General features: G+C 63.6%; 24 protein-coding genes and 1 riboswitch. Of the genes, 4 read left to right on the top strand and 20 right to left on the bottom strand.

Features of this window, described 5'->3' with window-relative positions; translation table 11 throughout:
• Nucleotides 1–32: 32 nt before the first annotated feature.
• A complete protein-coding gene (locus LB543_RS10315) occupies nt 33–1,646 on the bottom strand; it encodes an extracellular solute-binding protein (RefSeq protein WP_224613988.1) in 1,614 nt (537 codons plus the stop codon).
• A gap of 357 nt (nt 1,647–2,003) precedes the next feature.
• Here LB543_RS10315 and LB543_RS10310 point away from each other — a divergent pair, with 357 nt between their 5' ends.
• On the top strand, nt 2,004–3,032 hold the full coding sequence (locus LB543_RS10310; protein WP_224593004.1) for a LacI family DNA-binding transcriptional regulator: 1,029 nt from the start codon (nt 2,004–2,006) through the stop codon (nt 3,030–3,032).
• Between the two features lie 8 nt (nt 3,033–3,040).
• On the opposite strand, the gene LB543_RS10305 is transcribed toward LB543_RS10310, so the two are convergent.
• The 15 genes from LB543_RS10305 to LB543_RS10235 all read right to left on the bottom strand — a co-directional run bounded on the left by LB543_RS10305 (nt 3,041) and on the right by LB543_RS10235 (nt 16,456).
• Nucleotides 3,041–3,481, bottom strand: a complete 441-nt coding sequence (locus LB543_RS10305; RefSeq protein WP_140809780.1) for an aconitase X swivel domain-containing protein — start codon at nt 3,479–3,481, stop codon at nt 3,041–3,043.
• Complete coding sequence (locus LB543_RS10300) at nt 3,478–4,728, bottom strand: aconitase X (protein WP_224593011.1); 1,251 nt, start codon at nt 4,726–4,728, stop codon at nt 3,478–3,480. Before LB543_RS10300 ends, LB543_RS10305 begins: the two co-directional genes overlap by 4 nt.
• Before the next feature lie 73 nt (nt 4,729–4,801).
• Entirely contained in the window at nt 4,802–5,869 is a 1,068-nt protein-coding gene (locus tag LB543_RS10295; protein ID WP_140763410.1) for an ABC transporter ATP-binding protein, read from the bottom strand.
• The gene (locus LB543_RS10290) at nt 5,869–6,657 is read right to left on the bottom strand and encodes an ABC transporter permease (RefSeq protein WP_224614114.1); all 789 of its coding nucleotides are present in this window, start codon (nt 6,655–6,657) and stop codon (nt 5,869–5,871) included. Before LB543_RS10290 ends, LB543_RS10295 begins: the two co-directional genes overlap by 1 nt.
• On the bottom strand, nt 6,657–7,520 hold the full coding sequence (locus tag LB543_RS10285) for an ABC transporter permease (protein ID WP_140763413.1): 864 nt from the start codon (nt 7,518–7,520) through the stop codon (nt 6,657–6,659). The genes LB543_RS10290 and LB543_RS10285 overlap by 1 nt, the downstream gene beginning before the upstream one ends.
• A 64-nt stretch (nt 7,521–7,584) precedes the next feature.
• Nucleotides 7,585–8,646, bottom strand: coding sequence for an ABC transporter substrate-binding protein (locus tag LB543_RS10280; protein WP_224613986.1), 1,062 nt, complete (start codon nt 8,644–8,646; stop codon nt 7,585–7,587).
• Between the two features lie 39 nt (nt 8,647–8,685).
• Nucleotides 8,686–9,663, bottom strand: a complete 978-nt coding sequence (locus LB543_RS10275) for a PfkB family carbohydrate kinase (RefSeq protein WP_224613984.1) — start codon at nt 9,661–9,663, stop codon at nt 8,686–8,688.
• Complete coding sequence (locus LB543_RS10270) at nt 9,663–10,691, bottom strand: ADP-ribosylglycohydrolase family protein (RefSeq protein WP_411908757.1); 1,029 nt, start codon at nt 10,689–10,691, stop codon at nt 9,663–9,665. The genes LB543_RS10275 and LB543_RS10270 overlap by 1 nt, the downstream gene beginning before the upstream one ends.
• Nucleotides 10,692–10,715: 24 nt before the next feature.
• A complete protein-coding gene (locus LB543_RS10265; protein WP_224593024.1) occupies nt 10,716–11,441 on the bottom strand; it encodes a GntR family transcriptional regulator in 726 nt (241 codons plus the stop codon).
• A 365-nt stretch (nt 11,442–11,806) separates the two neighbouring features.
• Complete coding sequence (locus LB543_RS10260) at nt 11,807–11,971, bottom strand: DUF3309 family protein (protein ID WP_023768317.1); 165 nt, start codon at nt 11,969–11,971, stop codon at nt 11,807–11,809.
• 381 nt (nt 11,972–12,352) lie between these two features.
• Complete coding sequence (locus LB543_RS10255; protein ID WP_411908756.1) at nt 12,353–13,033, bottom strand: methyltransferase family protein; 681 nt, start codon at nt 13,031–13,033, stop codon at nt 12,353–12,355.
• A gap of 194 nt (nt 13,034–13,227) precedes the next feature.
• Nucleotides 13,228–14,244, bottom strand: a complete 1,017-nt coding sequence (locus LB543_RS10250) for an ABC transporter substrate-binding protein (RefSeq protein WP_224613982.1) — start codon at nt 14,242–14,244, stop codon at nt 13,228–13,230.
• Entirely contained in the window at nt 14,237–15,004 is a 768-nt protein-coding gene (locus tag LB543_RS10245; protein ID WP_224613981.1) for an ABC transporter ATP-binding protein, read from the bottom strand. Before LB543_RS10245 ends, LB543_RS10250 begins: the two co-directional genes overlap by 8 nt.
• Nucleotides 15,001–15,804 (bottom strand): ABC transporter permease, encoded by an 804-nt coding sequence (locus tag LB543_RS10240; protein WP_224613979.1) that lies wholly within the window; start codon nt 15,802–15,804, stop codon nt 15,001–15,003. Before LB543_RS10240 ends, LB543_RS10245 begins: the two co-directional genes overlap by 4 nt.
• Before the next feature lie 43 nt (nt 15,805–15,847).
• On the bottom strand, nt 15,848–16,456 hold the full coding sequence (locus tag LB543_RS10235; RefSeq protein WP_140763433.1) for a YkoF family thiamine/hydroxymethylpyrimidine-binding protein: 609 nt from the start codon (nt 16,454–16,456) through the stop codon (nt 15,848–15,850).
• A riboswitch (TPP riboswitch) is annotated at nt 16,447–16,560 on the bottom strand. It overlaps the preceding gene by 10 nt.
• Here LB543_RS10235 and LB543_RS10230 point away from each other — a divergent pair.
• Complete coding sequence (locus LB543_RS10230) at nt 16,551–16,748, top strand: hypothetical protein (RefSeq protein WP_224613977.1); 198 nt, start codon at nt 16,551–16,553, stop codon at nt 16,746–16,748. It overlaps the preceding riboswitch by 10 nt.
• A gap of 17 nt (nt 16,749–16,765) precedes the next feature.
• Nucleotides 16,766–17,125, top strand: a complete 360-nt coding sequence (locus LB543_RS10225; RefSeq protein WP_411908755.1) for a hypothetical protein — start codon at nt 16,766–16,768, stop codon at nt 17,123–17,125.
• A gap of 188 nt (nt 17,126–17,313) precedes the next feature.
• On the opposite strand, the gene msrA is transcribed toward LB543_RS10225, so the two are convergent.
• Nucleotides 17,314–17,832 (bottom strand): peptide-methionine (S)-S-oxide reductase MsrA, encoded by a 519-nt coding sequence (gene msrA / locus LB543_RS10220; RefSeq protein ID WP_140763436.1) that lies wholly within the window; start codon nt 17,830–17,832, stop codon nt 17,314–17,316.
• Nucleotides 17,833–18,008: 176 nt separating this feature from the next.
• Nucleotides 18,009–19,577, bottom strand: coding sequence for a glycosyltransferase family 39 protein (locus LB543_RS10215; protein ID WP_224613976.1), 1,569 nt, complete (start codon nt 19,575–19,577; stop codon nt 18,009–18,011).
• Between the two features lie 176 nt (nt 19,578–19,753).
• Between LB543_RS10215 and LB543_RS10210 the strand changes: the two genes are divergently transcribed.
• Complete coding sequence (locus LB543_RS10210; protein WP_140763442.1) at nt 19,754–20,461, top strand: hypothetical protein; 708 nt, start codon at nt 19,754–19,756, stop codon at nt 20,459–20,461.
• Nucleotides 20,462–20,662: 201 nt separating this feature from the next.
• Here the strand turns inward: LB543_RS10210 and LB543_RS10205 are convergent, their stop codons facing one another.
• Nucleotides 20,663–20,995 carry a hypothetical protein gene (locus LB543_RS10205; RefSeq protein ID WP_224613975.1) on the bottom strand — a complete coding sequence of 111 codons (333 nt, stop codon included), beginning with the start codon at nt 20,993–20,995 and terminating at the stop codon, nt 20,663–20,665.
• Nucleotides 20,988–21,401, bottom strand: a complete 414-nt coding sequence (locus LB543_RS10200; RefSeq protein ID WP_224613973.1) for a hypothetical protein — start codon at nt 21,399–21,401, stop codon at nt 20,988–20,990. The genes LB543_RS10205 and LB543_RS10200 overlap by 8 nt, the downstream gene beginning before the upstream one ends.
• Nucleotides 21,402–21,481 lie beyond the last annotated feature (80 nt).

Raw genomic sequence — 21,481 nt, 5'->3', positions numbered from 1 at the left:
CCTCCCCTCCGGCTGTGATCCAGGGAGATGGATCAGCTGATCGGATCGAGAACGGTAGGCCAGGCCTCCTTGTTGGTCCTGATGGCTTCGAGCAATTTGTCCTCGCCGATGCGCCGGGCGATCTTCTTCCACTCGGCTTCCGTATCGGCCATCGCCTGCTCCGATGTCTTGGCCTTGGTCAGCGAGGCCATGAGGTTTTCGTCCAGCGCGTTGTGGAAGGCGGTGGCGCCGGGATAGTTGATGGTCGGCACCGTGCGGGCGACCGTCTCGCGCACCACGTCCATGTGGTAGGCATGATAGGTCTGGCGCACCAGCGGATCGGAAAAATCCGAAAGCCGGAACGGATCGAGATAGCCGCCGGGGTTGGCGCTCATCCAGGCATAGATGCGGGCCGAACCCAGCCATTGCAGAAGGAGATAGGCAACCTCCTGGTTCTTCGACTGCGACGAGACCATGCCGGTCAGCGAGAACCAGAGCACCGAGCGGCTGATCAGCTTGCCGTCGATCTCGCGGCCGGGCGGCAGCATCGAGCCGATCTTGCCGGTGACCTTGGAGTCATTGTTGCCGGCATTGTCGAGGAATTTCGGCAGGTTGGAAAAGGCGCAGGTCATCGCCGCGCCGCCCTTGGCGAAATTGCCGTACTGCTCCGGCCAACCCCACGAGATCGCATCCGGCGAATGATGGGCAAGCGATTCGACATATTCGTTGGTGGCCGCGATGCCGTGTTCGGAATTGATCAGCGGCTTGCCGTCATCGCCGAACAGGAACTGGTTGGGCGAGGCCATCGAGACATAGCGCTGGTACCAGTTGGTGTAGCCCCAGCCCTGGTTGCGCAGATCGGTGGAGCCGAACAGGCCCTTTTCCGGGCGTTGGAAAAAGGCAGCGATATCGCCGTGCTGCTTCCAGGTTTTCGGCGGCGCCAGATCGTAGCCGTATTTGTCCTTGAAGGCCTTCTTCTCGGCTTCGTCGCCGAACAGGTCGGCGCGGTAGACCCAGGTCTGGAAATCGCCGTCCAGCGACACGCCATAGTTCGAGCCGCGATATTTGTTGAGCAGCGACACACCCTTGGCACCGTCGACATAGCCTGTCTTGGGATCGTCCCATTCGGGCTTGTACTGGGCGACGAAATCGTCGAGCTTGGCGATGCCGCCGGTCTCGGCGAGATCGCCAAGGCGGTTCCACTCGGTCGAATAGATGTCGTAGGCCCCACCCTTGGTGGAGATGTCCTGCATCGTCTTGGTGAATTCCTGACCGTTCGGCAGGCCGACGATCTCGATCGGGATCCCGGTTTCCTTCTCCCAGAGCTCCTTGATCGACGGCGCGCCGGCCGGGAAAGGCTGGGTGAGCTGGCCGATCGAGCCGTCCGACAGGCCAAGCACGATCTTGGCCGGCGCCTTGCCGGCACCCTTCAGCGCCTTGGCGGCCTCGACGGCGCGGCCTTCCGGCGTGTCGGGACCGTATTGATAACGCTCGGCGCCGTCGAAGCCGGTCGGCCCGCCGATCATGCCGGGCGCCAGTGCGTCGGCTGCATAAGCACGGCCGGGACGAATGAATTGTGGCGCGATACCTGTAGCGGCTACGAACACCGCTGCCTTTCCTCCGGACGCCAGCAACCGGCGCCGCGAGATGCGGATCAGATCAGACATTGGAATTCCTCCCTCAGGCCCAATGTTTCCTCCACGAGCCCATGAGGGATATTGACGGCAGGACCGGAAGGCTGTCAACATCATAAATAATCAAAATACATCACAACATCGCAGAGAGGCGGAGAAATGCGTCATTCCGGGGTTCATACACCTCTCCAGATGCCTCGATTTGATGGGAAATATCTCTTCCCGTCTCGTCGCGAACATGCCGGGCGACTTGATTTAGCCTGGCGGCTTGCGCATCGGCCAAGGCCGGATACATCATTTCCCATCAGAATCGCGGATAGCGAGGCGTTGGCACCATCAGGCCGGCAGCCGTCATTGCGTGATCTTGATGCATTGAGGAGATGAAAGACCGTGCGTTCCACCCTGACTGACATAGCCCGGGAAGCCGGCGTCTCCGCCGCCACCGTCGACCGCGTGCTCAACAATCGTCCCGGCGTGCGGGCGCGCACGCGCGAGATCGTGCTCGAAATGGCGCAGCGCCTCGGCTACATCGCCGAGAGCCCAAACGGAGCGCCGGCTAGGCCCCTGCCCGGCGAGATCATCCGGCTCGACTTCGCGCTACCGGCGGGCACGAATTCCTTCATCAAGATGCTGCATCGCCACATCGAGGCGCAGGCCCTGGCACGCCCCGATCTCGACGTCCACATCGCCACCATAGAGGGCTTCAATCCCGACCGGCTCGCCCGCCTGCTGCAGGATCTGCGTGGCCAGACGCAAGGCGTCGGCGTCATCGCGCTCGACCATCCGACCGTGCGTGAAGCGATCCGCTCGCTGTCGGCCAACGACGTCAAGGTGGTGACCATCGCTTCCGACATCCTGCATGTGCCCAGGGTCGCCTATATCGGCATCGACAACCGCGCCGCCGGGCGGCTGGCCGGCTATCTGCTCAACCGTTTCATGGGTTCTGGACGCCCCGGCAAGGTGGCGCTCTTCGCCGGCTCGCTTTCCTACCGCGGCCACGAGGAACGCGAGATGGGCTTCCGGCACATATTGACCGAGGAATCACCCAATCTCGAGATTGTCGAGATGCGCGAGATGCTCGACGACCGCGAAAAGGCCTATTCGGAGGCCTCGGCTCTTCTGGAACGGCACCCGGACCTTGCCGCGATCTACAATGTCGGCGCCGGCAACACCGGCATAGCGCGTGCGCTCAAGGAGCGCGGCCGTGCCCAGTCCATGGTTTTCCTCGGCCACGAGGCGACCGACGGCACCAAGGAGCTGCTGCTCGACGGCACGCTCGACGCGGTCATCGACCAGAACCCGCGCGTCGAGGCCCGCGAGGCGCTCAACATCCTGACCCATGCCGTACGGGGGCTGCCCTACGAATTGCACCAGCCAAGGCTGCAGGTGATCTTCAAGGAGAACATCCCGGAGATTTGAAGCAATCTTCAGATCCTGCGGACGATCGCCCGACCATCCTCGCGAATGCCTATCGCAAGGCGTTCGCCGGAGACGAGACCTGCTATGTCGCATACGACCAGCGGCATGCTGATTCCGTAGAGAAATTCGGCAACGATAGCGCCGACGGCAAGGATCGGGTCCGGCCGCTCCAAGAGAATGCCCGCCGGCGCGGTGCCGCTGCGGATCGCCTCCGCCAAGACCGAGGATGAGGACGACGAGCCGCGCCCGCTCGGCATGACAAGGATCCTGCCGGCCACATTCTGCCCAAGGCCTGGATGCGAATGATCTGTTATGCCACCTGTCTCGGCGTCGATGCCGCCCCAGAAGCTGAGCGGCTGCGAAAACACCAAGGCCTGCCCTTCGGCGGCGCCGGCCTGTTGGAAAGTGCCCAGCCTTTCAGCCGCGTCCGTTTCAATCCGCTGCGTCATGACGCACTCCGCACGACGTGCCCGATCGCGGCGGACCGGATGCAGTCCCTCATATCGGCGAAGGCGACGGTCACGCCGATATTGCCCGGCGCGTAATGCGCCCATTTGCCGGAATTGGTCATCACCACGCCGTCGAGGCGTTCCAGGATCGAGGTGACATAGGTGCAGGTGTCGGCAACCGCGATCAGGCCGAGTGCTTCCATGCCGTCGAGCGCACCCTCCTCCTGCAGCCGCATCAGCGTCGCGCGCCCGGTGTTGACGTAGATCGGGATCCCCTTGCCTGGCGCTGCCTCTCGCAGCAGCGGCAACAGGCGCATCCACTCCTCATGCGAGAAATGCGGCGTACCCAGTGAGACGGCCGAGAGCGGCGCGCCATCGGGCACTCCAGACAGCCTGGAAAGCGCATGATCAATGTCGGCGCGACTGATGCGAAACGTCTCCTCAGGGGCGTGACCGTGGAACGCCTCTGCAAGCGTCCCCGCCTCGGGCGTGATGCCAGCCGCATGGAACAATGCCACCGCGCCTGTCGTTGCCGCCGCCGCGCCCAGCGCCTTAAGCTGGTCCTCGTCACGCGGTTCCGGCAGGCCCGCGATCACCGGAACACGATCGCCACAGGCTTGCCCAATGATCAGTCCGACGCCGACGAACAGACTGTCGCTCGGCTCTGAACCTGCGATGTCCAGTTCGAACAGGATGCGGCCGCGCCGGTTCTCGCTGAGATGCAAGCCCCAGGCCGGTGCGCGCCCGGTCATGGCGCAGCACAGATCGATGAAATCGCCATAGCGGTTGGTGCGCGCGCCGATCACCGAATTGGCGAAAACGATGGCATTGGATTCGCCCCAGGCGATCTGCTGGCCTAATTCAGGCCGGAAGCGTGTCTGATAAGGCGCGCAGGTGAAGGTCGCCTGGCAGCCAAGCTCCAGATGCGCCTTCATCAACCGCCGCGCCGGCACTTCTTCAGCCACCGGCATCTTGACCATGCCGGGATGGATGAGGTCGAACGAGCCGACATTGAGCGTCGTCGGCACACGTACACGGCCACCGCCCTCGACCAGTCTCTCTACGAAATCGAGCCCTGCCTTGCCGTGATAGAGGCAGCCATCGATATGGGCACCGGTGATGTCGAGCAGGCTGCCCGCGCCGATCGCGTTGGAGAAGGCGACGAGGATTTTCATGGCGGCGGCGGCGGCCGGCCCGTGGTCGCCCTGTAACATCGACTGGTCGTCAGCAGTCAATTCCAGCGTCATCAGTGTGCTCCGGACTTGTGGCCGGATATGCTGTTCCTCATCGCCTGCTGTCTGGCAAGAGCCGAAGCAAGGATCAACCCGCCGTGATCAGCACCGTGCTCTCCGGCGACCACCGCAGCACCACATCCTGCCCCTCCGCTAGCCTGTCAGCGCCGGTGTTCTGCACAATGACCTTCAGCGTCTGTCCGGCGCGTTCGACGAAATAGGTGCTGTTGTTGCCGGCGAAGATGCGCTTCGACACCTGCCCCTTGAGCATGTTGGCGTTGGCGGTATCCATGACTCCGGCATCGGTACCAATGCGGATGCGCTCGGGCCGCACGGCGCAGCTTGCCTTAGCGCCGGCGGCAAGCGTTTCGCCTGCCCCCGCTGCGATCGCCGTGCCATCCGCCAGGCGGATGCCATTGCCGGTCGCATCACCGCGAAAGATGTTCGCGTCGCCGAGGAAGGTGGCGGCGAACTCGCTCTTTGGCCGGTCATAGATCTCTTCCGGCGGCCCCTCCTGCACGAGCCTGCCGTCGCGCAATATGCCGATGCGGTCGCTCATCGTCAGCGCTTCTTCCTGGTCGTGGGTGACGAAGATGGTGGTGATGCCGATCTCGCGCTGGATGCGCTTCAATTCGATCTGCATGTCGACGCGCAGCGCCTTGTCGAGCGCGCCGAGCGGCTCATCCAACAAAAGCACGCGCGGCTTGGTGACGATGGCGCGGGCGAGTGCCACGCGCTGGCGCTGGCCGCCGGAGAGCTGGTGCGGACGCCGCCCGCCGAGCTTGCCCAACTGCACGAGGTCGAGCGCACTCTGGACCTCCGTGGCGATCACCGCCTTGCCCTCGCCGCGCACCGACAGGCCGAAGGCGACATTGTCAGCGACGCTCATATTGGGAAACAGCGCATAGTTCTGGAACACCATGCCGATGCGCCGCTTCTCCACTGGCACCCGCTCGACACTCTCGCCGCCGATGGCAATGCGGCCACTGTCGGGAAAGTCGAAGCCGGCGATTTGCCGCAACAGCGTGGTCTTGCCGCTGCCCGACGGCCCAAGCAGCGCATAGAAGCCGCCATCGGCGAAATCGATGGAGACATCGTCCAGCGCCTTGTGCGCGCCAAAGCTGCGCGAGACGTTCGATACCTGCACTCCGGCCATTATTTCTCTCCGCCGAATTTGAAGAACCGCGCCGTCAGCAGCATCAGCGCCATCGACACGACGATGATGATGGTCGAGACCGCATTGATCTCGGGCGTGAAACCCTTGCGGATCGCGGCGTAGATTTCGACCGGCAACGTCGTCTGGCCCGGCGTCGCCAGGAAATAGGAGACGACGAACTGGTCGAACGACACGGCAAAGGCAAACAGCCCGCCGGCAATGACGCCAGGCATGATCCAGGGCAGCGTCACGCGGTTGGTCACCTGCCACTGGTTGGCACCGAGCGAACGCGCCGCCTCTTCCAGCTCCGGCGCGAAAGTCTGCAGCCGGGCCGAGACGACGACGATGACATAGGGCAACGCCAGCGCGACATGGCCGAGCAGGATGGCGAACAGGCCGCGCCCGATGCCGACGCCGAAGAAGAAGATCAGCATCGCCGTGCCGGTGATCAGCCACGGAATGGCGATCGGCGGAAACAGCAGGGCCTGCAAAAATTTCTTACCGCGAAACTCGTAACGAAAGAGCGCCAGCGACGCCGCCGACCCGAGCACGGTCGCAATAACAGTGGTGATGATGGCGATCTCGATGCTGTTCCAGGTCGCCGCGATCAGCTGGTCGTTCTGCCACAGCGAGGCGTACCACTCGGTCGTCCATTCGAAGGGCAATTGGTAGAAGGGCGAGACGTTGAATGACATCAGCGCCATGATGATGATTGGCAAATAGAGGAAGGCGAGCAGCAGCCCGACATAGAGGCGACCCAGCCATTCCAGGATGCGTGTCGTCGCCATCATGCCGCCCTCCGCAGCACGGGCGAAGCGACCCCCAGGATGACCAGCACGACGGCGAGCAGGATGAAGGACAGTGCCGCGCCGAGCGGCCAGTTGAATACGGCGACGAACTGGTCCTCGATGATCGTCCCGTAGAAGGTGCCGGTGCGGCCGCCGAGAATGCGCGGCTCCATGAACGAGCCGACCACCGGGACAAAGATGAGCGCCGCGCCCGCCACCAGTCCCGGCAGCGACAGCGGAATGATCACTCGCTTCAGCACCTGCAGCCGAGAAGCGCCGAGCGAGCGCCCGGCCTCGATCAGCGAGTCGTCGATGGCCTGCAGCGTTAGATAGCAGGTCAGCACCATGTAGGGCACGTAGGAGTGCACCAGCCCGATGATGACGGCCGGATAGGAATACATCAGGTCAATGTTGATCTTGAACGGCAGCACCGCGTTGAGCGCGGTGTCGAGAATGCCGCCTTCACGCAGCACCATCGCCCAGGAGAAGATGCGTACCAGCCCGTTCGACCAGAACGGCAGGATGACCAGCAGGAAGATCGCCTCGCGGCTGCGGCCCTTCAGCACCTTGGCCAGCACATAGGCAGCAGGATAGCCGATGACCACGCACCAGAGCGTCACCTCCAGGCCTAGCCGGAGCGAAGCGAGCAGCAGCGTCAGATAGAGGCTTTGCGAAAAGAAGGCCGCATAATTGCCAAGCGTGAAGGCCCATGGCTTTCCCGTCAGCGGCAGGTCGGTCATGAAGGAGAAGAAGACCATGGCCGAGAGCGGCAGGAAGATCGCCACCGTCAGCCAAAGATAGGCCGGCGCCAGCAGCGGCAGCGCCGATCTCAGCCCGCTGCGCGACGCGACCGCACCTGCCATGATACCCACCTCCCCAGGATTGAAGAACCAGCCGGCGCGAACCGCCGGCTGGTCCCGAAGCTCGTTACTTCACGTCGACCTTGAGCTGCTGCCAGAGCGCCAGATAAGCCTTGCGTTGCGCGTCGGTGATCGGCGCCTGGAACTGGATGCGCTTGGCAACCTCGGGATCGCCCATGACCTTGCGGTTGAAGGCATCCTCGGGAAGCGCGTCCACCGCCTTGGTGTTGGCTGACACCGGCGCGCCGACCTTGGTCACCCATTCGACGTAGAATTTCGGGTCGATCATGTAGTTGATGAAAGCCTCCGCACCGGCAACGTTCTTGGAGCCGACGGGAATGGAGAAGGCGTCGAGCCAGGCAACGGCGCCCTGCTGAGGGATGACCAGCGAGACCGGCAGCTTGAAATGCGTCTTGGCGCGGTCGGCCGAACCGCTCCAATAGGTGCCGATGTCGATCTGGTTGGAAGCAACCATCTGGTTCCAGTCGTTCTCCGAGCTCCAGAAGGTCTTGATCTGCGGCATCAGCGAGGTGAGTTTGGTCTTCACCGCCTCCATATCCTTGATGTCGTTGATGTTCTGACCGGTGGCGATAGCGCCGAACTGGACCGCCTCGACGGCGTCGTCGCGGATGACGACACGGCCTTTATGCGCCGGATTCCACATCTCGGCGATCGAAGTCGGCGGTTTGTCGAAGGATTTTTCGTTGATGGCAAGCGCTGTCAACCCCCACACCCACGGCACGCCATAGACCTTGCCGTCATGGTCGAGCATCGGCGAACTCGCCTTGTCCTTGCTGATATCGGCATAGTTCGGCAGCTTGGAGACATCGATCGGCTGGATCAGCTTTTCCGCCATCGCCTGGTCGTTGAAGGCGGCATTGATCATGACGACGTCATAGAGGCCGGGATTGGTCCGGATCTTGGTCAGCATTTCCTGTTCGGAATTGAAGAAGTCGTTGACGACCTTGTTACCGGTCGCCTTCTCGAAAGCAGCGATGGCCCACGGCTCGTCCGCGCCGTAGCCTTTCCAGTTGAGCACATGCACCTCGTCGGCCTTGGCGGCGAAAGCGAGTGCGGAGGTGAAGACGGCGGTCGCCGTCAAGAGAGCAGTCAAGTCGGGCATGCGCATGGTTCGTTCCTCTCTGTGTTTGCCCGCTTCCGGGGCTTGTCAGGCTGTCTGATGGGCCTTCCGTGTCTGGCCTGGCGCGCCGGTCGAAGCGGCCTGGCTCAGGAAAGTCTGGATTTCCTCGTCGGCCGGTGCCGATGAGCCGCCGTGGCGTGTCACCGAAATGGCCGCCGCCGCGTTGGCATAGGCCGCGGCATCGAAGGGAGGCACGCCACGCGCCAACGCGCTGACGAAGGCGCCGATATGCGTATCGCCGGCGCCATTGGTATCGACGGCCGCCACCTTGAAGCCGGCTATGGTCCGTGCAGTGCCGTCGGCCAGCCGGACGAGGCATCCGCCTGCGCCAGCTCGGATGACCACGCCATCGGCCTTCGCGCAATGATCCGTCAGAAGCCGCGAGGCGAGAGCCTCGGCGTCGCCGGCGCCGGCAATCTCGGCCGCCTCCGTCGTGTTGCAGCTCAGCCAGGTCGTGCGGGCAAGCACACGATCGAGAATGGCACGTGGGATGTCCGCAATAACCGGCGTCGGATCGAAGACGAAGGGAACAGCTGCCGGCAACGCCTCGATCCATCCGGTCAGCGCATCGCGGCTCCCAGGATAGCTCAGCGTGTAGCCTGACGTGAACACCCAGTCGTCAGACCCGATCGCCACCGGCGCCATCAGATCGAGGCTGAGAGCGCTCTCGGCGCCTGGCCACGAGACGAAGGTGCGTTCGGCATCGCTCGATATCATGACGACGCAATTGCCGCTGTCCATCAGAGGCGACGGCGGCGTCAGCGTCTCGATGCCCTCCGCGGCGAAGGCGGCACGCAGGAAGTCGCCATTCGGACCGCTGCCGAGCTGGCCGCCAAACACCACCTTCATACCGGTGCGGGCCGCTGCGGCCATCATGTTGAAGCCGCCGCCGGCGACCTGCGCATAGCTCGACGCCGTCTTCTCGCTGCCGGGCGCCGGCAAGGCGTCGATGCGGTAGACATAGTCTACCACCGCGCTGCCGATATGGACGAGACGCCCGCTCATCATGCCGCATCCTTGCCGGAACCGGCGTTGCCGACGCGACCGTTCGACATCCGCGCCGCGACAAGATCGGTGGCCAGCGCCCGAACCTGCGCCATGTCGATGCCCTTGAGATCGGCGATCCGATCCTGCGGCAGATACGAAAAGCCGGTGCAGGCGCCGGCCATACCGGCCGCGATGGCGCCGATCGTGTCGGTGTCGCCGCCAAGATTGGCGCTGATGATTGCCGCCTGCCATGGATCGCCGTCGGCGACTTGCAGCACGGCGAAGGCAGCCGGCACCGATTCCTGGCTGGCGACGCCGGTGCCAACCAGATCGACAATCAACCGGGTCGCGTCCCTCTTCACCTTGCCGCGCACCAGATCCTGCGCCCAGGCGATGCGCGCGGCTATGTCGCCACCGGTCACCCAATGGCCTAGCGTCGCGGCTCGCCGCGCCGCCGCGACCGCGCTGTCGGAGGCCGCGCGCCAGTCGCCACCGGCGACGCCGCGGCTGACAGCGGCCGCGACGGCGGCGGCCGACGCAATCGCGATCGACGTGTTATGCGTCGCCCGGCAGGTCTCGGCCACCTTGGCGACGAACGCATCGAGCGGCTCCAGCGACATCATGATGCCGACCGGCGCGATACGCATGGCCGCGCCATTGGTGTCGCCGCTACGCCCCGCCTCTTCCGCCGGCACGCCATTGTTGATGGCATCGATGGCGCGCTTGGTCGATGGCCCCAGGAGATCGTAGCTGCCGCGCGCCTTGACCTCACGCTCCCAGTCGAGCAGCGCGTTGACCCAACGCGCATGGTCGAAGCGATCGCCGGATTCAATGAGGATGCGGCCAAGCAGCAATGCCTGTTCGGTATCGTCGGTGATGCTGCCGGCCAGCAGCCCCTTCGACACCGGATGGTCGGCGAAAGGCGTCACGAAATCCTCGACATGGCCGTAGAGTTCGGCAATACGGACCGGCGACAGAAGCTGCGTCGGCATGCCGAGTGCGTCGCCCAGCGCGCCGCCGACAAGCGCACCCATTGCGCGATTCATCTCAAACTCGTTGTCCGACATCGCTCAGAATCTCATATGCAGCGCGAAATGCGCGGGGTTGAGCAGGCTGGTGACATATTCGATCGGCCGCTCGTCGGCCGCACGCGTCAGCCGGCGGCCGCGCAAGAACGGCGTGCCTTGCGGACAGCCGAGGATGGCGGCGTCATCGGCATTCAGCTTCTCGATGTCGACCCACTCCTCGCCATGGTCCGGTACCAGCCCCGCCCCGCGCAGCGTCTGGTGCAGCGACCCCTCGCGCAGGCCACGCAGCGGCACGTCCTCCAGTTCGGGCGACAGCGGCAGGCGGCTGCGTTCGATGGAGATGGCGTGACCGTCACTGGCATTGGTGCGCACCCGGTCGACGGCGATGAAGAACGGGCTTTCGACGTCCAGCAAGGTCGCCAGTTCGGCGTCCTCGATGACCTCCAGCCGCAGCGTCCGGGTTTCGGCATTGGCGCCCGCATTGGCCAGCGCTCGCGACCAGCCGATGGCGTCATCGACCGGCTTGCCATCAAAAGTGACGAAGGAGCCGATACCGCCCTTGGTGGTGATCAGCCCGCGACTGGACAGCTCCTCGAGACCCTTGCGGACGGTATTCCGGCTGACGGAGAAGCGCTGGACGAGCTCGTTCTCGCTCTGCAGCCTGTCACCGAAACCAAGAACGCCGGAGCGTATCTCGTGCTCGAGAACGGTCGCGATCTGCTCGGGCTTGCCCGTGCCGGGAGACAGTTGAACCGCGCGCCGCTTCATATACCTACCTGTTCAGTGAACCTGTATAATCCTGTTCAATATCTTGCTATGTGAACTCTGTCAACGATCGGCGCCCACGGACGCTTCACCGCAAGTCGCCCCGCGTCCGCCCGGCGGCGACCCGGCACTTCGAGGCAATCGCTTTGCTAAAAAGAAAGCCCGCTCCGGGGACACCGGGGCGGGCCTTGGAGGAGAATGAAGGGGTGGGACCCTCTCCTCTTGTTTCCACGGGGGGTGTGGACCGCAATCACCATACGCGAGTCCCGCGGAATGCCGGATCACAAGGCGGCTTGCTTGCATCACAATTCGGTGCCCGGCGACGTGAGCGTGGTCACGCGATTGCGATTGCCGCCGTGATCGAACTGCTAAATGCGTCCCAGAACCACAAGGATGATGACGATGAGCAACACAAGTCCGAGACCGCCACCACCATAATAACCGGTTCCATAGAACGGGCCGCCGCCGAGACCGCTGAAGCCGCCTAGCAGCGCGAGGATTAGAATAATGATAAGTATCGTTCCAAGACCCATGGCCTTCCCTGCTCCTGAATGCGCGCTCTCGCGCGGGTTCAACATCGCGCCATTTCGGATGTTGCAAAGGTATGAACGTTTTAGGGAGGCTGGCGTTCCGCCGGACCATCGCGGCTACGGAACGCTCAGGGCGCAACGCGGAAAGCCGCCTGGACGGCGGGCTTTCCGACCGGCCGGAGGCCAGGAGAGTGCGGTCAAAGCCCCACGGCTGGTTCCGCGGCCTGCCTGAGCCTCAGCGGCGTGAAATTTGCGGGAATCTCGCTATTGTCTGCATGCAATCCTGTCCGGATTCCCGTTGACCAACCTCAAACCGCGTCAGTCCGATCCGTTGGCCTATCCCAGAAAAATTGGATTGGCGGCAGTGCCTTGGCGATCTTGCTCTCAGAAGACCCGGTAGCACAACCTGTAGCGCACGCGTTCCATGTAGGCGCGATACTCCGGCACGGCGGCCAACAGCGCCTCCTCGCGCAAGATGCGGTAAAGCTGGAGATAGGTGATCACCGCATAGACCGCGAGATTGTGGAAGGAAAAGGCCGACAGGAGGTAGAGCACATGGCCGGCGAGGTAGCCGGCATAGATCGGATGCCGCACCAGCCGATAGGCACCGCCCGTCATCACACCGCGATTGGCGGGCAGGATCGCAAAAGAGCGCCCCAGCGAGATCTTGCCCCAGATAACGAACAACAGTGCGATGACCTGTAACGGCGCGGCGACGTAAAGGGGGACGAGTGCGATGCCTGGTTGGAGGCTGATCAACGCAACGCCAAAACTGGCCGTCACCGAAACGATGACCGTAAGCGGATTCCAGTCACGCGTCACCGGACGCCGCGACAGAAGCAGCCAGGTGAAGGTGAGTATCTCGGAAATCGCCACCAGCGCGGCATTGAGTCGAGTCGGATCCTCGACAAGCTGATAGACGCCGCGATAGACGAACAGCCCCGCGCACAGCAGCGCACAGGCGCGAAAGAAGCCTTCGCGCAGGTCGAGCAGAATCTCGTGCTTGCGCGCCGCGGACAAAAGCCTGTTGTCGGCCGCACGCGAAAGTGTGTCACTTTTTGACATGAGCAAGGCAAGCATCCCGATGATCCCTCGGGGCGACCTTCGCACGCAACCATTGCCGGGCCGTTAACCGAGACGATCGGATCGGCATCAAACCGGATCGAAGGTGAAGGCCGTACCCGCGGTTTGTCGGGCTGCGACCTAGCCACATCCTCGCGTCCAGCGTGGGACGATACGACCTTTCTCCGCGTCGGTGCCTATCTGAGGTACCCGTTGCTGAAATATCCCGCGAAATCCGGACGTTGCGCGACAATCTTGCCATCGGCGTCGTGCAGGATGCCGGCGGCGAAGAGATAGGAGCCGATCGCTTCCATCTTGGCCGGATTCATGATGCCGATGGCACCGTCTTGTCCGCGCAGATAGTGCCCCTCGATCAGTGTCTTCAACGAGGCATGGATCAACGCCGGATTGGTCAGGGCGTCCTTGTTGGCCGCGATCAGCAGCGTGGCGGCTTCCTCTGGATGATCGACCGCCAACTGATAGCCGCGCCGCGTTGCCTGGATGAAGGACGACGCCAGTTCTGGGTTTGCCTTGAGATACGCTTCGCTCGAAGAGATGAGCGTCGTGTGCTCGTCGGGGACGCCATAGTCGGCGTAGACGAAGCTGCGCTGCTTGACCCCTTTGAGTTCGGCTTCGACGCCCTCCCAAGTCGATACTTCGAGCGTGAAGTCGACCGAACCGTTGGCCAGCGCCTCGTAGGCGGAAGTGCCGAGCGTCACCGTCTCGAAACCGCCCTTGCCGCCATCGTGGCGGATGATGGTCGAGATCAGCGCGTTCTCCCAGGCACTGCCGAAACCGCCATAGGTTAGGCCATCCAGATCCTTCGGGCTTTTGATCGCACTGCGCGCCGCATTGAACACCAGCCGACCTGTTTCGGACTGCACCACGGCATAGACGGCCTTCAAGTCGGCGCCGGCGGTCTTCTGGGTGAACAGGCTAATGGTGCCATTGATGCCGAAATCGGCGACGCGGTTGGCAACAAGCGTGCCGGCGCCGGTGTCGCTGTAAGGCACAATATCGACCTCCAGACCGGCCTCGCGATAAAACCCCTTGTCGCGCGCGACGAACAGCCCGATGTGGTTGGTGTTGACCGTCCAGTCGAGGGCGACGGTCACCTTCCGCGTTGCCGCGAAGGAGCGGCTCGACCCGGTGATCAGCGGTACGCTGCCGGCAAGTGTGAGCAGCAGAGCTTGCCTGCGCGTCAAGTCAGTCATGATCATGTCCTTTGGATGGCTGGAGGTTGAGCAAAATATCGAGGATCTCGGCCTCGAGTGCCCCGGCCTGCCGTGTGGCAGCGCTGGTTGGATCGCGCGGGCGCGGCAGTGGCACCTTGATCTCGCGCACGACACGGGCCGGCCGCGCGGACAGCACATAGATGCGGTCGGATAGGAACACGGCTTCGCGTACATCATGGGTGATCAGCAACGCCGTCCAGCGATGATGCCGCCACATCTGTTCGAGCCAGCGCTGCATGGCCGCGCGGGTCAGTGCATCGAGCGCGCCGAACGGCTCGTCGAGCAGCAACATGTCGCGTTCCTGCACCACGGTACGCAGCAGCGCCGCGCGCTGGCGCATGCCGCCCGAAAGCTGCGTAGGGAAATGCCGCTCGAAGCCGGCAAGCCCGAACTCGGCAAACAGCGGCGCGACCCGCATCCGCGCCGCCTTGCGGCTGACGCCTTGCACCTCGAGCCCGAGGGTCGTGTTGTCGAGAATGCGCCGCCACGGCATCAGCGCGTCGCGCTGCGGCATGAAGGCGAAATGCCTGCCGTGATCGTCGAGCGGCGCACCGTTGAAGAACATCTCACCCTCGCCCTGCTCGGCGCCGGTCAGAAGCTGGAACAGCGTCGATTTGCCGGCGCCCGAAGGCCCAAGGATCGAGACGAATTCGCCGGCATCCACGCGCAGCGAAATGTCGGCGAGCACTTCGAGCCCGCCAAAGGCCTTGCGCATATGCCGCAATTCGAGCCGGCTCATGGTTGCGGGCCTTTTCCGGCGGCTCGTTCCCAGGGCATGGCAAGTCGCTGCAGCAGCACCGTCAGCCCGAACAGGACGAGAGTGAGCGCTGCGCTGACGCCGACGGCGGCGAGCACCAGGTCTGGGCGGAAATTGTTCTTGGCGTTGAGCATGTAGATGCCCAGCCCTTTGGCCGCGCCGGCATATTCGGCGAAGATGGCGCCGACGACGGCATAGGTGATGGAAATCCTGAGGCCAGCGAAGAAATAAGGCAGCGCCGAAGGCAACCGTGCCAGCATGAAGACCCGCCAGCGCCCTGCTCCCATGGCGCGCAGCATCTGCCCGATCTCGACCTCGGTAGCCTCGTAGCCCTGCACCAGGGCCACCAGCATCGGGAAGAAGGTGACCAGCGCCACCAGCATGATCTTGGGCATCAGCCCGAAACCGAACCACAGCACCACCAATGGCGCGATGGCGACCAGCGGCAAGGTCTGGCTGACGATGAACACGGGAAACAGCGCGCGCCGCAAAGGCTGGAAGAAGTCGACCAGCATCGATAGCGCGAAGGCGGTACTGAGCGAACAGGCAAAACCGATCAGCGTGGCGCGGATGGTGGGAACGGCGTTGTCGAGCAGCGCGTCACGATTGAGCACCGCCTGTTCGAAGACGCGCGAGGGCGGCGGCAGAACCGTCGGCTTGATGCCGGAATGGTTTGCGTAGAGTTCCCACGCCACGAACACCAGACCGATCGATATCACGGCCGGCGCTGCCTGGGCGAAGAAGCCCGCGAGGTGACGCGGGTTGAATGACGATGAAGCCACGAGAGGATGACCTTGACGGCGCTCGCGCGTCGGCGCGAGCGGTTCAGACGGCAGTGGGACTGTTGGCCGAAACCGTGACGTCGAGGGTTACGTGACCTGCGCCTGGCCCGAAGCGGCAGAAGGCTTCATCGAGCGCCGAGAAGATCGCTCCGGCATCGCCGCGCAACTTGGTGCAGAAATTCTTGGAGCGATCGTAGACGCCGGACTGCTTCAGGAAATCGATGCAGCCATAAATCTCGTCCATGTGGTCGTCCGTGCCCATCACATAGAGCGAGAACTGCGCCGCCGCTGGCTGGCCGGTGGCGGGCGCACCGCGCACGGCGGCAATGGCGGCTTGCTTGCGCGGGCCGAGTGGCCCGGCAGGTCCGCCGAACGTGTCGGAGCGGCAGATCGGATCGTCCGGCTCACCTGGGCAGCCACGCGAAATGGTGGCCGACAGCACGCAATGCTTGCCGCTGCCGGACGCAGCCACGAAAAGGTCGCGCAGCGCCGGGAACAACACCTCGGGGGGGCCGACCAGCAGGGTCGAGATATCGTCGGTCTCGATCCTGAGCCTGTCGCGATACGGATCGAGCGCGCCGAGCGCGCCCAGGATGACGCCGACAAAATCGTCGGCCATGGGATATAGGGAAACCTGTGCGCCTGAAAACATCGCCCGCCTCGCTCCGCTGGTATTACCCAGATCAGCTTCTAGGGTCTGTGGGCTTGCCGCCCCCGTCTCAGCCCCGACCGTACGGAGCACCCCTGTGGATGGCGGCGTTAAAGCACCATTCGATCGGTTGGGAAAGCTATTTTTTCAGCAAGCTGCGACAAAAGCATTGCGCCAGCGTGGCGGCAATCGGGTGCCCGTCGGCTCGGAAATCTGTCTGGAACCTCGCCAGACGCAATCGCAGGAAAAGTGCGAAGCGGTTTTCCTGCCGGAATGCGTCAAAACAAAAAGATAGAGCGGTCAGTTGCTTCCGTGAAGCCTGTGAACCGCTCCGGCGACGAATTCACAGAATGGAGACAAGCCATGCTCACGAAAATCCTCGCGGCTTCGGCCTTCACCATTGCCCTTGCAACATCCGCCATGGCGCAAAGCAATAGCGCGGCCGGCGCGGATGGGTCGGGCGGCAGCGGCAAGTCGGTCACCGTAGACCCAAGTACCCCGGCTTCGCCCAATACAATCGATCCGGGCGCAACCAACAGCATAACCATCATGCCGGGAGACATGAATTCCAACGCGGATCAGAATTGCCCGACCAATCCGCAGGGCGCGCAGACGGATGCCAATGGCAACGCGACTGCGCCGACCGTGAACGACAAGAACTGCGGTAAGTAGTTTCGCGGCATGGAAAGCGCGGACGCAAGTTCCGCGCTTTCCATGCGCATTGGTTTTAGTATCCGTCACGACCGGCCGGCGGCTCGCGCCGATTCGAACTGTCAACCACCGGACGACGTTGACAGCCGCGATTGATATGGTCTTGCGGCAATCGGTGGGCGCTTATACCTGCCAACTGCCAAAAAAACTCATGAAACTGCCTTTTCGCGGACCGGCAGCTTCCAGCCTGGCCTGACGAAATGGCAGGTGTAGCCATTGGGATATCTCTCCAGATAATCCTGGTGCTCCGGCTCGGCCTCCCAGAACGCACCGGCCGGCGCGAGTTCGGTGACGACCTTGCCGGGCCACAGGCCGGAGGCATCGACATCGGCGATGGTGTCCTCCGCCACGCGCTTCTGCTCCTCGCTGGTGTAGTAGATGGCCGAGCGATAGCTCATGCCGACATCGTTGCCCTGGCGGTTGCGCGTCGTCGGATCGTGGATCTGGAAGAAGAATTCCAGAAGCTGGCGGAAGCTGATTTTCGCCGGATCGAACGTGATCTCGATGGCTTCGGCATGCGTGCCATGATTGCGATAGGTGGCATTCGGCACGTCGCCGCCGCTGTAGCCGACACGCGTGGCGAGGACGCCCGGGAAGCGCCGGATCAGATCCTGCATACCCCAGAAGCAGCCACCGGCAAGCACTGCACGTTCGCTCGAAGTCGCCATGTAACGTCTCCTCAAAGGCAATCCCGGGAAAAGTGTAACGGCTCTCCGTCGGGCATTGCGCGACAACAAATTCGGATAACCCCATAAATGGGCATTGTCGCCTGCTTCGTCCAGAGCGGCCATTCGGTTGCACCCGTGAAAGACACCTCAAAGGGAATGGGGTTGCATGACGCCGCTCAGATGCGCGGATGCCGGGTCCGGCTGCTGGCGGCAACCGGCAGATACCGCGGACCAGGCGGAATGGCGGCAAAACTGATCGCCACCGGCGGCGCCGCGCGCGACCAGTTGAAAAGAACGGTCTTGACCGGGATGTTGCCCAACCATGCCCGCAGCCGTGACGGCACGCCAGGACCCCGCCAAATCATCAGCACGCCATGGTCGCGCAACCGCTGCCTCGAGATCCAGGGTGCGAACCGCATATCGAGATCGGTGAAGATCGACGGCTTGTCATAGGCATTGAGGCCCGCCAGCATGGCGAGATTGGTGTCGCCACCGACGATGTCGAGCCGGCCAGGCGCCGCCGCGTGCCAGATTGCCTCTGCCTCGTCCGAGATCGGCTGCGCCGGCCAGCAGACGGCGTCCATGCGTCCCCGCACATTGCAGTTCGTCCAGCGGATGGCCGCATAGGCGCCCGACATGGTGACGATGCAGATGAACGCGCAGACCGCCAGCCTTCGCATCTCAAGGGCACTGAGCCGGTGGCCGAGGAGGGCGAGCACCACCACGCCGACAAGATTGTACATCGGCGCGCCCCAGGCTTCGCCGGCGCCGGTGAACAATGAGGCGACCATGATCAGCGTCGCCGGGCCAAGCCCCATCCACGTGAGATAGACCAGCGTACCGCGCTCGACGGGCTCTTGCGGAGCAGGCGTGCGCCGCAGCAGCCCTGATATCGCCAGCACTAGGAGGAAGCCGCAGAACCCGGCCAGTTGGACACCGACATAGTAGAGGCGCGCACGGTGTTCGCTCACCCAGGCGTCGCGGTCGGCGAAATAGGTTAGCGGCAGGAAATCCATGCGGTAGAGTGCGACGGCCAGCGGCGCGGCGACCGCGAGAAAAACGGCCAGGCCAAGCCATGGCCAGGGTGTCGCCAGCCGGCTCCGCGCGCGCGGCTCGTAGAGCAGCCAGAGGCCGCCGAAGGCAAGCAGCAGGCCGGTGGAGAACTTGGCGTAGAGCCCGATGCCCGACACCAGTCCGAGCGCCAGCCACCAGCCTGGCCCACCGCCGCGGCCGGTGCGCCACAACAGCCAGCAGATCGCGGCCCAGAACGGCATCTGCGCATAGTCGTGATTGAATTGCGGGGTTGGCCAGCCGAAGAAATAGATCGATGGCATCAAAAGCACGGCAGCCAGCGCGCGGCGTTGTCCGAGCATGTCGCGGGCCAGCAGATAGACCAGGACGAAAGTGGCCGAGATCGTCAGTTGGGAGAGCAGATATTGCGGCCAGCGGAACGATCCGGTCAGAAGATGGCTGGTCTCGAGCAGCCAGCCGGGGAGCTGCGGATGCTTGTAGGTCAAAAGCACCCACTCGCGGCCCCACATGAAACCTTCCACGACATCGCCGGGCGGCGCGGGATCGATGAGTGCTGGCACCACCGTCCAGCACAGGATCTGCATCAGGCACAAAAGCGCCAGCAGATACCAGGGGTGCCGAAGCAGGGCGGACCAGACCGACGACGAATCCAGCCCAACGGCAGGCAGCCCTGCCGGCACCCAACGATCGATGGAGTCGTCAATTCCCGCCATGCGGCGCTTAGACCACATCGCCTGGTTTGCCGAACAGCCCCAACATCAAAGCTTACCAAAAAGTATACTTGCAGGTCATTGCAGGGCCAAGATTGAGCGGGAATTTCGGCCTCTCACTGCCCTTACTGGGCAGAACAGCCCGCACACTGATTCCACTTGAACATCCCGGATACTCGATGCGTCACCAGCATGCCGTCATCCACCACCGCGCGCTCGACTTCTGGCTGGCGCGCGCGGCGGTCCTCGTCATCATCTGCCTGCAGCTTCTGGTGATCAACGATCTTTCGTTCGGCCCCCGCTGGCTGGCGCCTACGCTGGAGGCAGCCCTGCTCGTACCCCTGTCCGTGGCCACCGCCTGGACGCAGGCCGCCACCCAGAAAGCGGTCGAGGAGGAGCACTGGTATCTGGTTGGCCGGTTTCGCGTCATGATCCGCAGGACGGCTCTGGTGATGACCGGCGTCGTCAGCGTCATGAACTGCGGCTCCCTGGTGTTCCTGGTGCGTGCCTTGCTGGCCGGCCACGCCGGCTCCAGCGGCCAGACGCTGCTGGTCGACGCGCTCAACATCTGGATAACCAACGTCATCGTCTTCGCCTTGTGGTTCTGGAGCACCGACCGGGGCGGGCCGCCGACCTGCGGCCTCGTCACACGCGCCCATGCCGATTTCCTGTTTCCGCAAATGACCCTGAGCGACCGCGAAATCCGCGACTGGCTGCCGGGCTTCGTCGATTATTTCTTCCTCGCCTTCACCAATGCAACGGCGTTTTCGCCAACCGACACGTTGCCGCTCTCCCAACGCGCCAAGCTGCTCATGATGGGCGAGGCCATGATCTCACTGCTGACGATCGCGCTTGTCGCGGCTCGAGCGGTCAACATTCTGGCCTGAGGCATGTCACGCAAGCCCGCCGGGCACCGGGAGAACGGCAGACATGAAGATGAAGACCTGAGCGCGCGTCGCCTCGATCCATTCAAACGCGCCTTGGGCCACCTCAGAAGCCACAAACGCAAAAAGCCCGCCCCGGCGCGAGCCAAGGCGGGCTTTGGCTCGACCGAGCCGCAGATTCTCAACGCCAGGCAAGGCCCAGAATCATTCCTCCCCAGCTGGCCTGAACTTCCGCACGATCACCTCGAACAATATATCCGAGAGCATGTCCAGTTGGTTGATGGCGACATCGATGTCCTTGGGCAGCACCGAGAGCACGATCTTGAGATACTGGTCCGGCTTGTCGGCCCGCACCTCGGCGAGGACGCCGGCGCCGTGGGCGCGAAAATCGGCGCGCACGGCGGCGAGGAAATCATCGCCCAGTGTCTTCTTCGTCCGCTTGCGACGAGGCGCGGAAGCCGGCGGCGCGATAGATGGCTTGCGCCTCGCCGGCCTTGTCTTGGCGCGCTTCGGCCCGGCATCGGCTTCGTCAGCCATTGGCCGGCACCATGGCATTTGGCTGGGCGCCGCTGGCGGAAGCCGTCGTGCCGGCTTTCGGCGCCGATTTGGCTTGGTTGGCGCGCTTCTTCGAGCGGGTGACTTTCTTTCTGGCCCGCTTGCCACGCTTCGGCCTTCCGGCAGGTTTTGCAGCGCTTGATGGTTTTGCAGCATTGGCCCGCGCCTTCAGCCTGGCCATGACAAGACCGACAGCGCGACTGTCGATGCCTGCTTGCGGAAAACGGAAACCGCCCGCCGCATCCCGCACCATGCCGATCAGCACGCCGGGCGCAACCGCCTCGACACGGCCGAGCCGCGCCCGAGGCGCCGCGCCCTCGAATTCGCCGATGGCGCTGACGACCTCGAGGCCTTCATCGCCGGTGATGATGGTGGCATAGCGTGCCATGGGAGTTTCCTAGTAAGCAGTGACGGAAGAAAGGGGCACCTGCAACGCCGCGTTCCTTCGCGCCCCCCTCTGTCCTGCCG

The sequence above is a fragment of the Mesorhizobium sp. ESP7-2 genome (assembly GCF_020164715.1).
GTDB lineage: Bacteria > Pseudomonadota > Alphaproteobacteria > Rhizobiales > Rhizobiaceae > Mesorhizobium.
Note: the sequence above shows the minus strand (reverse complement) of the source record. Positions and strands in the feature narration are given on the sequence as shown.

Coding starts and splice junctions, on each gene's coding strand:
- LB543_RS10315 (WP_224613988.1), bottom strand. CDS start 1,646: ATGTCTGATCTGATCCGCATCTCGCGGCGCCGGTTGCTGGCGTCCGGA.
- LB543_RS10305 (WP_140809780.1), bottom strand. CDS start 3,481: ATGACGCAGCGGATTGAAACGGACGCGGCTGAAAGGCTGGGCACTTTC.
- LB543_RS10300 (WP_224593011.1), bottom strand. CDS start 4,728: ATGACGCTGGAATTGACTGCTGACGACCAGTCGATGTTACAGGGCGAC.
- LB543_RS10295 (WP_140763410.1), bottom strand. CDS start 5,869: ATGGCCGGAGTGCAGGTATCGAACGTCTCGCGCAGCTTTGGCGCGCAC.
- LB543_RS10290 (WP_224614114.1), bottom strand. CDS start 6,657: ATGGCGACGACACGCATCCTGGAATGGCTGGGTCGCCTCTATGTCGGG.
- LB543_RS10285 (WP_140763413.1), bottom strand. CDS start 7,520: ATGGCAGGTGCGGTCGCGTCGCGCAGCGGGCTGAGATCGGCGCTGCCG.
- LB543_RS10280 (WP_224613986.1), bottom strand. CDS start 8,646: ATGCGCATGCCCGACTTGACTGCTCTCTTGACGGCGACCGCCGTCTTC.
- LB543_RS10275 (WP_224613984.1), bottom strand. CDS start 9,663: ATGAGCGGGCGTCTCGTCCATATCGGCAGCGCGGTGGTAGACTATGTC.
- LB543_RS10270 (WP_411908757.1), bottom strand. CDS start 10,691: ATGAATCGCGCAATGGGTGCGCTTGTCGGCGGCGCGCTGGGCGACGCA.
- LB543_RS10265 (WP_224593024.1), bottom strand. CDS start 11,441: ATGAAGCGGCGCGCGGTTCAACTGTCTCCCGGCACGGGCAAGCCCGAG.
- LB543_RS10260 (WP_023768317.1), bottom strand. CDS start 11,971: ATGGGTCTTGGAACGATACTTATCATTATTCTAATCCTCGCGCTGCTA.
- LB543_RS10255 (WP_411908756.1), bottom strand. CDS start 13,033: ATGTCAAAAAGTGACACACTTTCGCGTGCGGCCGACAACAGGCTTTTG.
- LB543_RS10250 (WP_224613982.1), bottom strand. CDS start 14,244: ATGACTGACTTGACGCGCAGGCAAGCTCTGCTGCTCACACTTGCCGGC.
- LB543_RS10245 (WP_224613981.1), bottom strand. CDS start 15,004: ATGAGCCGGCTCGAATTGCGGCATATGCGCAAGGCCTTTGGCGGGCTC.
- LB543_RS10235 (WP_140763433.1), bottom strand. CDS start 16,456: ATGTTTTCAGGCGCACAGGTTTCCCTATATCCCATGGCCGACGATTTT.
- msrA (WP_140763436.1), bottom strand. CDS start 17,832: ATGGCGACTTCGAGCGAACGTGCAGTGCTTGCCGGTGGCTGCTTCTGG.
- LB543_RS10215 (WP_224613976.1), bottom strand. CDS start 19,577: ATGGCGGGAATTGACGACTCCATCGATCGTTGGGTGCCGGCAGGGCTG.
- LB543_RS10210 (WP_140763442.1), top strand. CDS start 19,754: ATGCGTCACCAGCATGCCGTCATCCACCACCGCGCGCTCGACTTCTGG.
- LB543_RS10205 (WP_224613975.1), bottom strand. CDS start 20,995: ATGGCTGACGAAGCCGATGCCGGGCCGAAGCGCGCCAAGACAAGGCCG.
- LB543_RS10200 (WP_224613973.1), bottom strand. CDS start 21,401: ATGGCACGCTATGCCACCATCATCACCGGCGATGAAGGCCTCGAGGTC.